The sequence below is a fragment of the Vibrio sp. 1402 genome (assembly GCF_033340275.1).
The window spans coordinates 1-595 of sequence record NZ_JAWOWE010000457.1 but is presented as its reverse complement, the minus strand read 5'-3'; the positions used below and the strand labels follow the sequence as shown (position 1 = coordinate 595).

Annotated in this window: 1 pseudogene; it reads left to right on the top strand. The window is 46.2% G+C overall.

The annotated features are described in order from the left end of the window. Positions 1-14 precede the first annotated feature (14 nt). A pseudogene (locus tag R7044_RS26645) lies at positions 15-587 on the top strand (protocatechuate 3,4-dioxygenase). The last annotated feature ends 8 nt before the right edge of the window (positions 588-595 follow it).

Genomic DNA, 595 nt, shown 5'->3' with positions numbered 1-595 from the left:
TTCTGGGTTGTAACATGGAACGACGACATTTTCTTGCGCTATGGACATTGATGTTTGCGCCATTTCTTAAAGCGGAAAGCTCGATGCGTCCGACGCCTTCTCAGACCGAAGGGCCATTTTATCCCGTGGTGAAGATTCCACTTCGCCAAAATTTAGTATTGAAACCGGATACTTTGATCGGATAGGCGATAACGTTGCAAGGTAAAGGGTTGGATGGGTTTGGTCGTCCCATGTCTGGCGTAAAAATAGAAATGTGGCAGTGTGATGGCCAAGGGATTTATGACCATCCGAATCAACCCAGCCAAAACAAGTTTGACCCAAGTTTTTCAGGTTTTGGCGCGACAGTAACTGAAGAAGATGGACGCTATTTTTTTCAAACGCTGTTTCCTGTCCCATACAGCTCAAGACCTCCTCACATTCACGTCAAACTGTGGCGTGGCGACGACGAATTGTTGACCACCCAACTCTATTTGAAAGGACAGACGGGCAACGAATGGTGGGGTGGTAAAGCCCGTGACCATTTACAGTTTGAACCGATAAATATTGATGGGCGAATAGTCGGAACGTTCGATTTCGTGATTGCTTAATCTGTTTG